The organism is Streptomyces californicus (assembly GCF_000717645.1).
GTDB classification, from domain to species: Bacteria; Actinomycetota; Actinomycetes; order Streptomycetales; family Streptomycetaceae; genus Streptomyces; species Streptomyces californicus.
The window spans coordinates 34,684-44,938 of record NZ_JNZZ01000039.1; the positions used below are offsets into that span (position 1 = coordinate 34,684).

The following is a 10,255-nucleotide window of genomic DNA, read 5'->3' on the forward strand; positions in this document are numbered from 1 at the left end:
GGCGCTACGACGCCGCCGCCGGTCCTCGGTAGTGGCCCCCGGGAACATGCCCGGGAGCTTCGATCGAAGACCGGCCCGCATCCACGGTGCGCCTCTCCCGCACCGTCCCGCGCCACACGGGTGTGAGGACGAAAGACGACGAGTATGGAGAAATCACTAGTGGAGAACGAGACCCACTACGCCGAGGCCGTCATCGACAACGGCACCTTCGGCACCCGCACCATCCGCTTCGAGACGGGCCGCCTGGCCAAGCAGGCCGCCGGCTCCGCCGTCGCGTACCTGGACGACGACACCATGGTGCTGTCGGCCACCACCGCTTCCAAGCGGCCCAAGGACAACCTCGACTTCTTCCCCCTCACGGTGGACGTCGAGGAGCGGCAGTACGCGGCCGGCAAGATCCCCGGCTCCTTCTTCCGCCGCGAGGGCCGCCCCTCCGAGGACGCGATCCTCACCTGCCGCCTGATCGACCGCCCGCTGCGCCCGTCCTTCAAGAAGGGCCTGCGCAACGAGATCCAGATCGTCGAGACGGTCATGGCGCTCAACCCCGACCACCTGTACGACGTGGTCGCGATCAACGCCGCCTCCTGCTCCACCCAGCTCGCGGGCCTGCCCTTCTCCGGCCCGATCGGCGCCACCCGCGTCGCCCTGATCAAGAGCCAGTGGGTCGCCTTCCCGACGCACACCGAGCTCGAGGACGCCGTCTTCGACATGGTCGTCGCCGGTCGCGTCCTGGAGGACGGCGACGTCGCGATCATGATGGTCGAGGCCGAGGCCACCGAGAAGACCATCCAGCTCGTCAAGGACGGTGCCGAGGCTCCCACCGAGGAGATCGTCGCCGCCGGTCTGGAAGCGGCGAAGCCCTTCATCAAGACCCTCTGCAAGGCGCAGGCCGACCTGGCGTCCAAGGCCGCCAAGCCCGAGGGTGACTTCCCGGTCTTCCTGGACTACCAGGACGACGTCCTCGACGCCCTCGCCAAGGCCGTCACGCCCGAGCTGAAGCAGGCGCTCACCATCGCCGGCAAGCAGGAGCGCGAGACCGAGCTGGACCGCGTCAAGGAGATCGCCGCCGAGAAGCTCCTCCCGGCCTTCGAAGGCCGGGAGAAGGAGATCTCCGCCGCGTACCGCGCGCTGACCAAGAAGCTGGTCCGCGAGCGCGTCATCAAGGACAAGGTCCGCATCGACGGCCGCGGCGTCACGGACATCCGTACGCTCGCCGCCGAGGTCGAGGCCATCCCGCGCGTGCACGGCTCGGCGCTGTTCGAGCGTGGCGAGACCCAGATCCTGGGCGTCACCACCCTCAACATGCTCCGCATGGAGCAGCAGCTGGACACCCTCTCCCCGGTGACCCGCAAGCGCTACATGCACAACTACAACTTCCCGCCGTACTCCGTCGGCGAGACCGGCCGCGTGGGCTCGCCCAAGCGCCGCGAGATCGGCCACGGCGCTCTCGCCGAGCGCGCCATTGTGCCGGTCCTCCCGACCCGCGAGGAGTTCCCCTACGCGATCCGCCAGGTCTCCGAGGCGCTGGGCTCCAACGGCTCGACGTCCATGGGCTCGGTCTGCGCCTCCACCATGTCGCTGCTGAACGCCGGTGTGCCCCTCAAGGCCGCCGTCGCCGGTATCGCCATGGGCCTGATCTCGCAGGAGATCGACGGCAAGACCCACTACGTCGCCCTCACCGACATCCTCGGTGCGGAGGACGCCTTCGGCGACATGGACTTCAAGGTCGCCGGCACCAAGCAGTTCGTGACCGCGCTCCAGCTCGACACCAAGCTCGACGGCATCCCCGCCTCGGTCCTGGCCGCCGCGCTGAAGCAGGCCCGTGACGCCCGTCTGCACATCCTGGACGTCATGAACGAGGCCATCGACGTCCCGGACGAGATGTCCCCGAACGCCCCGCGGATCATCACCGTCAAGATCCCGGTGGACAAGATCGGTGAGGTCATCGGCCCCAAGGGCAAGATGATCAACCAGATCCAGGAGGACACCGGCGCCGACATCACGATCGAGGACGACGGCACGATCTACATCGGTGCGCAGCAGGGCTCGCAGGCCGAGGCCGCCCGCGCCACGATCAACGCCATCGCCAACCCGACCATGCCGGAGGTCGGCGAGCGCTACCTGGGCACGGTCGTCAAGACCACCACCTTCGGTGCGTTCGTCTCGCTCATGCCGGGCAAGGACGGTCTGCTGCACATCTCGCAGATCCGCAAGCTCGCCGGCGGCAAGCGCGTCGAGAACGTCGAGGACGTGCTCGGCGTCGGCGCCAAGGTCCAGGTCGAGATCGCCGAGATCGACTCCCGCGGCAAGCTCTCCCTCATCCCCGTCATCGAGGGCGCTGAGTCCGACGGCGGCTCCGCCGCGGGGTCCGAGAAGAAGGACGACACCGACAAGTGACGTCCCGTAGTTCCCGCGCGACGGCCCGCACCTCCTCGGAGGGGCGGGCCGTCGCCCGTACCCAAACGCTTCTCAAGGGCACCGGCGGCATCGGAACGGTCCGCCGCACCGTCCTCCCCGGCGGTCTGCGGATCGTCACCGAGACCCTGCCCTCCGTCCGGTCCGCCACCTTCGGCATCTGGGCGAACGTCGGCTCCCGCGACGAGACGCCCACCCTGAACGGCGCGACCCACTACCTCGAACACCTCCTCTTCAAGGGCACCGCCCAGCGCACCGCCCTCGACATCTCCGCCGCCATCGACGCGGTCGGCGGCGAGATGAACGCCTTCACGGCGAAGGAGTACACCTGCTACTACGCGCGGGTCCTCGACACCGACCTGCCGCTGGCCATCGACGTCGTCTGCGACATGCTGACCGGCTCGCTGATCGCCCCCGAGGACGTCGACGCCGAGCGCGGCGTCATCCTCGAAGAGATCGCGATGACCGAGGACGACCCGGGCGACTGCGTGCACGACCTGTTCGCGCACACCATGCTCGGCGACACCCCCCTCGGCCGCCCCGTCCTCGGCACCGTCGACACGATCAACGCCCTGAACCGCGGCCAGATCGCCCGCTTCTACAAGAAGCACTACGACCCCACGCACCTGGTCGTCGCCGCCGCGGGCAACGTCGACCACGCCACGGTCGTCCGCCAGGTCCGCCGCGCCTTCGAGAAGGCCGGCGCCCTCTCCCGTACGGACGCGGTGCCCATGGCGCCCCGCGAGGGCTCCCGCACCCTGCGCGCCGCAGGCAAGGTCGAGCTGCTGAACCGCAAGACCGAGCAGGCCCACGTGGTCCTCGGCATGCCCGGCCTCGCCCGGACCGACGAGCGCCGCTGGGCCCTCGGCGTCCTGAACACCGCCCTCGGCGGCGGCATGAGCTCGCGCCTCTTCCAGGAGGTACGGGAGAAGCGCGGCCTGGCCTACAGCGTGTACTCGTACACCTCGGGCTTCGCCGACTGCGGACTCTTCGGCGTCTACGCGGGCTGCCGGCCCAGCCAGGTCCACGACGTCCTGAAGATCTGCCGCGACGAGCTGGACCGGGTCGCCACCCACGGCCTGGACGACGACGAGATCGTCCGCGCCATCGGCCAGCTCTCCGGCTCCACCGTCCTCGGCCTGGAGGACACCGGCGCGCTGATGAACCGGATCGGCAAGAGCGAGCTGTGCTGGGGCGAGCAGATGTCGGTCGACGACATGCTGGCCCGTATCGCGGCGGTCACTCCCGACGACGTACGGCAGGTGGCGGGCGAACTCCTCACCCACCGCCCCTCGCTCTCGGTCATCGGCCCGCTCAAGGACAAGCAGGCGGACCGCCTCCACGAAGCGGTCTCCTAGGAAACGGCCGGCGGATCGGGGCGGCACCCGGTCCCGATCCGCCGGTCCCCCTGACCTCCCAAGCGCTCGCACCCCTTAAGGAATCACGATGAGCAAGCTGCGCGTAGCCGTTCTCGGCGCCCGGGGCCGGATCGGCGCCGAGGCCGTACGGGCCGTCGAGGCCGCCGAGGACCTGGAGCTGGTGGCGGCCCTGGGCCGGGGCGACAAGCTGGAGGCGCTCGCCGACGCGGGCGCCCAGGTGGCCGTCGAGCTGACCACCCCCGCCTCGGTGATGGGCAACCTCGACTTCTGCGTCCGGCACGGCATCCACGCCGTCGTCGGCACCACGGGCTGGACCGACGACCGGCTCCTGCAGCTGAACACCTGGCTGAAGGACTCCCCGGACACCGGTGTCCTGATCGCCCCGAACTTCTCCATCGGCGCGGTCCTGACCATGAAGTTCGCGGAGCGGGCCGCCCGCTACTTCGAGTCCGTCGAGGTCGTCGAGCTCCACCACCCCAACAAGGTCGACGCCCCGTCGGGCACCGCCACCCGCACCGCCCAGCTCATCGCCGCCGCCCGCGTCGAGGCCGGCAGCGCACCCCAGCCGGATGCCACCGCCACCGCCCTGGAAGGCGCGCGCGGCGCGGACGTCGACGGCGTACCGGTCCACTCGATCCGGCTCCGCGGCCTGCTGGCCCACCAGGAAGTGCTGCTCGGCGGCGAGGGCGAGACCCTCACCATCCGCCACGACTCCCTCCACCACAGCAGCTTCATGCCCGGCATCCTGCTCGGCGTCCGCCGCGTGGTGACCACTCCCGGCCTCACGTTCGGCCTGGAAAACTACCTCGACCTGAACTGACTGAGCCCATGCGCGCAAAGATCACCTACATCGTCACGGCCGTCGTCCTGGTCTTCTACTTCGTCCTGGTCGGCAGCCGCGGCCTGATGCTCATCCGGCACGGCACGCCGCTCACGGTCGCGTTCGGCGTCGCCGTGCTGGTGCTGCCGGTGATCGGCGTCTGGTTCCTCTGGAAGAACACCCAGTTCGTCCGCCGCGCCAACGCCCTCGCGGCGGAGCTGGACGCGGAGGGCGGCCTCCCGGTCGACGACCTGGCCCGTACGCCGTCCGGGAGGATCGACCGGGACGCCGCCGACGCGGTCTTCGCCCGGCGCCGCGAGGAGGCCGAGGACGCCCCGGACGACTGGCGGGCCTGGTTCCGGCTGGCCGTCGCCTACCAGGACGCGCGGGACACGCCACGGGCCCGCAAGGCCATGCAGCGGGCGATCGCGCTGCACAGGTCACGCCTGTCCGGCGTCTGAGGACGTCTCCGGATCGTTCACGCCGTACATGAGTGGGCCCGGAACCCCCGCGGGGGTTCCGGGCCCACTCATGTACGTACGGCGACTCACCCGGGCCGGTACTCGTCCGCCCAGGCCTCGACCGCGTCCGTGGCCCGCTCGAACGCCTCCTGGCGTCCGAGGAAGTCCGCGTTGTGGTCGCTGGCCAGCGGCGGCAGGGTCTCACCGCCGCGCCGGACCACGACGAGCGCCTGACCCTGGACCGTACGGGGGAAGCCCATCCACTTGACGGGCTGCTGGACCGTACGGACCGCCGCCGCGTCGCCCCAGGCCACCGTGGTGGTCCGGAGGAAGCCGACGCGACGGACGCCGTGGCGGCTGACCCACGCGCCGACCCGCAGCAGACGCAGGGCGGCGGCGATCACCGCACCGGCCAGGACCAGACACACGGTGGCGCCCGAAGGAGCTCCGGCCACCCCGATGATCATGGCCGCGAGCAGAACGAACGAGGCCAGCAACAACAGGGTGGCCGCCGCCGCGACCCGCCACGGGCCGGGGCGGTAGGGCCGCCGCCAGCTGTCGTGGTCGTCGAACGGCAGCGCGACGTCCTCCGCGCTCGCGTCGAATGCGCGGTCGGCCGTCAGAAAGGGCAGGGGCACGACTCATCCTCACTCACAAGCACGCTCGATTGCTGTGCCCGGTGAGGCTACCGAGCGTCCCGCAGGCCCGACCACCCCAGGGGGTCCGTACGGGTCAGCGGCCCTGTGACGCGGTGGACTGCGTGCCCCGGTCCGGGGACGACCCGGAATCGAGCGCCGGGAGCCCGAGCAGCAGGGAGCCCGCGAGCCCGGCGACCACGGTCAGACCGACGAGGGACCGCCCCAGCAGTTCGGGAACGGAGGCGCGTGCGGCGGGCGGGGGAGTGACATTACTGCGGAACCGCTCGGACTCGGCGACGAACGAGAACGGGACGGATTCACGCCGGCGGAACATGAGGAAACTCTCCTTGATCTCTGTGGCGGGTGCTGCTAATGAGTCAGACGTACGAACGGCCGGATCGGTGCCCGAATCGCCGTACTTGTTGTGGAGACTCCACGAACGGCTGCCCGAGGCCGCCGCCGACATGCCTCCCTCGCCCGGGCCGTAAAGTGGTCGCCGCCCGGGCGATGCCCTCGGGCCTCCCCGCGCCGCCACTGGAAGGACCCCTGTCGGTGACCGACACCCCCGAACCCGCAAAGCCCCGTTTCCGCAGCGATGTCACCGTCGAGCTGGTGAAGAGCGACGCGCGCGACGCGGACGTGCTCTTCGCCGCCCGGGTCTCCACCGCCGGCGAGCAGTCCCTCGAAGAGGTCACCAAGGACCCCGAGCGCTCCAAGGGGCTCATCAACTACCTCATGCGGGACCGGCACGGCAGCCCGTTCGAGCACAACTCGATGACCTTCTTCATCAGCGCCCCGATCTTCGTCTTCCGCGAGTTCATGCGGCACCGCGTCGGCTGGTCGTACAACGAGGAATCGGGCCGCTACAGGGAGCTGGAGCCGGTCTTCTACGTCCCCGGAACCTCCCGCAAGCTCGTCCAGCAGGGCCGCCCCGGCAAGTACGAGTTCGTCCAGGGCACCGAGGAGCAGTACGACGTCACCACCCGCGCGATGGAGGAGTCCTACCGGGCCTCCTACGACGCGTACCAGGAGATGCTGGCGGAGGGCGTGGCCCGTGAGGTCGCCCGCGCCGTCCTCCCCGTCGGCCTCTTCTCGTCGATGTACGCCACCTGCAACGCGCGCTCGCTGATGCACTTCCTCGGCCTGCGCACCCAGCACGAGCTGGCGAAGGTCCCGTCCTTCCCGCAGCGCGAGATCGAGATGGTCGGCGAGCAGATGGAGGCCCACTGGGAGCAGCTCATGCCGCTGACTCATGCCGCCTTCAACAAAAATGGACGGGTCGCCCCATAGGCGGTGTCCGTATTGCGGCGTTTCGTGAAGTTCATATAGGCTGATCAAACGGACCCGGCACTGCTTGAACCCCCGAGCAGGCAGTGCCGGGCTCCTCTTCCCCGTCCCCCCGAGGGGACCCCGCGCGCTGAGCAACGAGTAGCGTGGTACCCATGGCTCCGATCTCCACTCCGCAGACCCCCTTCGGGCGGGTCCTCACCGCTATGGTCACGCCCTTCACGGCGGACGGCGCTCTCGACCTCGACGGCGCCCAGCGGCTCGCCGCCCACCTGGTGGACGCCGGCAACGACGGCCTGATCGTCAACGGCACCACCGGTGAGTCCCCGACCACCAGTGACTCGGAGAAGGACCAGCTCGTACGGGCGGTGCTCGAAGCGGTCGGCGACCGCGCGCACGTCGTCGCCGGAATCGGCACCAACGACACGCGCCACAGCGTCGAACTCGCCCGGACGGCCGAGAACAGCGGCGCCCACGGACTGCTCGCGGTGACGCCGTACTACAACAAGCCCCCGCAGGAGGGCCTCCTCCGGCACTTCACGGCCATCGCCGACTCCACCGGCCTGCCCGTCATGCTGTACGACATCCCCGGCCGCAGCGGGGTGCCGATCGACACCGAGACCCTCGTCCGGCTCGCCGACCACCCGCGGATCGTCGCGAACAAGGACGCCAAGGGAGACCTGGGGCGCGCCAGCTGGGCCATCGCCGAGTCGGGCCTCGCCTGGTACTCCGGCGACGACATGCTCAACCTGCCGCTCCTCTCGGTCGGCGCGGTCGGCTTCGTCTCCGTGGTCGGCCACGTGGTCACCCCGGAGCTGCGCGCCCTGATCGAGGCACACCTGGGCGGCGACGTCCAGAAGGCCACCGAGATCCATCAGAAGCTGCTCCCGGTCTTCACCGGGATGTTCCGCACGCAGGGCGTCATCACCACGAAGGCCGCCCTGACCCTCCAGGGCCTCCCGGCCGGACCGCTGCGCCTGCCCCTGGTGGAGCTCAGCGCCCAGGAGACGGCCCAGCTCAAGATCGATCTCGCCGCCGGCGGGGTACAGCTCTGAGTACGGACTTCACAACCGAACAGCTTCACAACTGAACAGCGAGGCGACTCGCATCGAGCAGCACCCAAGACAACAGCAAGTGCACGAACGACATGCGCGCCACGTGCCTCAGCGGTACGTGGCGCGCGTGGTAAGGAGAGTCTTTTGAGTCATCCGCACCCTGAACTCGGTACCCCGCCGAAGCTCCCGAAGGGCGCCCTGCGGGTCACCCCGCTGGGCGGCCTGGGCGAGATCGGCCGCAACATGACGGTCTTCGAGTACGGCGGCCGCCTGCTCATCGTCGACTGCGGCGTCCTCTTCCCCGAGGAGGAGCAGCCGGGCATCGACCTGATCCTGCCGGACTTCACCACGATCCGGGACCGCCTGGACGACATCGAGGGCATCGTCCTCACGCACGGCCACGAGGACCACATCGGTGGTGTCCCGTACCTGCTGCGACTGAAGCCGGACATCCCGCTCATCGGCTCCAAGCTGACGCTCGCGCTGATCGAGGCGAAGCTCCAGGAGCACCGCATCCGTCCCTACACCCTGGAGGTGCAGGAAGGGCAGCGGGAGCGCATCGGCGTCTTCGACTGCGAGTTCATCGCGGTCAACCACTCGATTCCGGACGCCCTCGCCGTCGCCATCCGCACCCCCGCGGGCATGGCCGTGGCCACCGGTGACTTCAAGATGGACCAGCTTCCGCTGGACGGCCGTCTCACCGACCTCCACGCGTTCGCGCGGCTGAGCGAGGAGGGCATCGACCTCCTCCTCTCCGACTCCACGAACGCCGAGGTCCCCGGGTTCGTGCCGCCGGAGCGGGACATCTCCAACGTCCTGCGCACGGTCTTCGCGAACGCCCAGAAGCGCATCATCGTGGCGAGCTTCGCCAGCCACGTGCACCGCATCCAGCAGATCCTGGACGCCGCCCACGAGTACGGCCGCCGGGTCGCCTTCGTCGGCCGCTCGATGGTCCGCAACATGGGCATCGCCCGTGATCTGGGCTATCTGAAGGTCCCCGCCGGCCTGGTCGTCGACGTGAAGACCCTCGACGACCTGCCGGACGACGAGGTCGTGCTGGTCTGCACCGGCTCGCAGGGCGAGCCGATGGCGGCCCTGTCCCGGATGGCCAACCGCGACCACCAGATCCGGATCGTCCCGGGCGACACGGTGATCCTCGCGTCGTCGCTGATCCCGGGCAACGAGAACGCGGTCTACCGCGTGATCAACGGCCTGACCCGCTGGGGCGCGAACGTCGTCCACAAGGGCAACGCCAAGGTGCACGTCTCGGGCCACGCCTCGGCCGGCGAGCTGCTGTACTTCTACAACATCTGCAAGCCGAAGAACCTGATGCCGGTCCACGGCGAGTGGCGCCACCTGCGCGCCAACGCCGAACTGGGCGCCCTCACCGGCGTGCCGAAGGACCACATCGTCATCGCCGAGGACGGCGTGGTCGTCGACCTCATCGACGGCAAGGCCAAGATCGTCGGCAAGGTCCAGGCCGGTTACGTCTACGTGGACGGCCTCTCCGTCGGCGACGTCACCGAGACCTCCCTCAAGGACCGCCGCATCCTCGGCGACGAGGGCATCATCTCGGTGTTCATCGTGGTCGACAGCTCCTCGGGCAAGATCGTGGGCGGCCCCCACATCCAGGCTCGCGGCTCCGGCATCGACGACAACGCCTTCGCCGGCGTCACGCCGAAGATCCAGGAAGCCCTGGACAAGTCGGCGCAGGACGGCGTGATGGAGCCCCACCAGCTCCAGCAGATGGTGCGCCGGACGGTCGGCAAGTGGGTGTCCGACACCTACCGCCGCCGCCCGATGATCCTTCCGGTCGTCGTCGAGGTCTGACCCCTCGATGACCGCCTGACCTGGAGCGGGGCCCTCGATTTGCATCGGGGAGCCCCGCTCCAGTACGTTTACGTTTCCGCCTGAACGGGAAGCACGGCGCACGGTTGCGTGCCCGGAGCTGAGCCCGACGGGGCGGGAAATCCGACTCAGAATCTCTGATAAAGTCGGGCCCGCCGAAAGGCAAGGCCACTCCACAGGCCACCGGAAATTGAATTCGGACCGGAAACGGAACGAAAAAGAGTCTGGTAACGTTGGAGTCGCTGGAAAGGGAAAACGCGAAAGCGAAGACCTGGAAAGCGAAACAAGCAGGATCGCAGGGCCCGCTTCGACCGGGAATCGGACACGAAAGAGTCTGATAGAGTCGGAAACG

At 69.3% G+C, this 10,255-nt stretch carries 9 protein-coding genes; 7 read left to right on the top strand and 2 right to left on the bottom strand.

The annotated features are described in order from the left end of the window. Positions 1–159 precede the first annotated feature (159 nt). The 4 genes from IF19_RS0132135 to IF19_RS0132150 all read left to right on the top strand — a co-directional run bounded on the left by IF19_RS0132135 (position 160) and on the right by IF19_RS0132150 (position 5,075). Entirely contained in the window at positions 160–2,397 is a 2,238-nt protein-coding gene (locus IF19_RS0132135) for a polyribonucleotide nucleotidyltransferase (protein WP_030116541.1), read from the top strand. After that, positions 2,394–3,773 carry a M16 family metallopeptidase gene (locus IF19_RS0132140; protein WP_030116542.1) on the top strand — a complete coding sequence of 460 codons (1,380 nt, stop codon included), beginning with the start codon at positions 2,394–2,396 and terminating at the stop codon, positions 3,771–3,773. Before IF19_RS0132135 ends, IF19_RS0132140 begins: the two co-directional genes overlap by 4 nt. Positions 3,774–3,861: 88 nt before the next feature. Then, positions 3,862–4,614, top strand: a complete 753-nt coding sequence (gene dapB / locus IF19_RS0132145) for a 4-hydroxy-tetrahydrodipicolinate reductase (RefSeq protein WP_030116543.1) — start codon at positions 3,862–3,864, stop codon at positions 4,612–4,614. 8 nt (positions 4,615–4,622) lie between these two features. Next, complete coding sequence (locus IF19_RS0132150) at positions 4,623–5,075, top strand: tetratricopeptide repeat protein (RefSeq protein ID WP_030116544.1); 453 nt, start codon at positions 4,623–4,625, stop codon at positions 5,073–5,075. A gap of 86 nt (positions 5,076–5,161) precedes the next feature. Here IF19_RS0132150 and IF19_RS0132155 read toward each other — a convergent pair whose 3' ends face one another. Both IF19_RS0132155 and IF19_RS0132160 read right to left on the bottom strand, forming a co-directional pair. Then, positions 5,162–5,713 carry a hypothetical protein gene (locus IF19_RS0132155; protein WP_030197696.1) on the bottom strand — a complete coding sequence of 184 codons (552 nt, stop codon included), beginning with the start codon at positions 5,711–5,713 and terminating at the stop codon, positions 5,162–5,164. 94 nt (positions 5,714–5,807) lie between these two features. Next, positions 5,808–6,047, bottom strand: a complete 240-nt coding sequence (locus IF19_RS0132160) for a hypothetical protein (protein WP_030116546.1) — start codon at positions 6,045–6,047, stop codon at positions 5,808–5,810. 218 nt (positions 6,048–6,265) lie between these two features. Here IF19_RS0132160 and thyX point away from each other — a divergent pair, with 218 nt between their 5' ends. From thyX to IF19_RS0132175, 3 genes are all read left to right on the top strand, one after another. Further along, positions 6,266–7,003 carry an FAD-dependent thymidylate synthase gene (thyX, locus tag IF19_RS0132165; RefSeq protein WP_030116547.1) on the top strand — a complete coding sequence of 246 codons (738 nt, stop codon included), beginning with the start codon at positions 6,266–6,268 and terminating at the stop codon, positions 7,001–7,003. Between the two features lie 152 nt (positions 7,004–7,155). Beyond that, positions 7,156–8,055 (top strand): 4-hydroxy-tetrahydrodipicolinate synthase, encoded by a 900-nt coding sequence (gene dapA, locus IF19_RS0132170; protein WP_030116548.1) that lies wholly within the window; start codon positions 7,156–7,158, stop codon positions 8,053–8,055. Between the two features lie 144 nt (positions 8,056–8,199). Continuing rightward, the gene (locus IF19_RS0132175; protein ID WP_003965846.1) at positions 8,200–9,885 is read left to right on the top strand and encodes a ribonuclease J; all 1,686 of its coding nucleotides are present in this window, start codon (positions 8,200–8,202) and stop codon (positions 9,883–9,885) included. Positions 9,886–10,255 lie beyond the last annotated feature (370 nt).